This is a genomic window from Mesorhizobium sp. M3A.F.Ca.ET.175.01.1.1 (assembly GCF_004791945.1).
In the GTDB taxonomy this organism is placed as follows: domain Bacteria; phylum Pseudomonadota; class Alphaproteobacteria; order Rhizobiales; family Rhizobiaceae; genus Mesorhizobium.
Genome location: NZ_SRTP01000187.1, coordinates 1 through 344, shown reverse-complemented (window position 1 = coordinate 344; position 344 = coordinate 1). Strand labels below are relative to the sequence as shown.

Annotated in this window: 1 pseudogene; it reads right to left on the bottom strand. The window is 64.8% G+C overall.

Features of this window, described 5'->3' with window-relative positions:
• A pseudogene (locus EN818_RS31280) lies at window positions 1-344 on the bottom strand (tRNA (adenosine(37)-N6)-dimethylallyltransferase MiaA); the annotation flags it as partial.

Sequence of the window (344 nt, the reverse complement as noted above, 5' to 3'; positions counted from 1 at the left end):
CCTCGTGCATCAGAATGCGATGCAGCCGTTCGGCCCCTTGTTCCTTGAGCTCGTAGCGCCAGCGCTCGCGCACCGATGGCGGAATGTCGGGCATGTCCGAGATGCCTTCGGCCAAAGCGCGGAAATAGAGCCCGGTGCCGCCGACGAAGACGGCCGGCCGCCCGGACAAAGCGCCTTCCTCGATAAGCCGGGTAACGTCGCGCAGCCAGGCGCCGGTGGAGTAGGCTGTCGAAGGATGCACATGGCCGTAGAGGAAATGCGGCACGCGTGCCATCTCCTCGACGCTTGGACGCGCCGTCAGCACGTCGAGCACCGAATAGCCCTGCATGGAATCGGTGTTGACG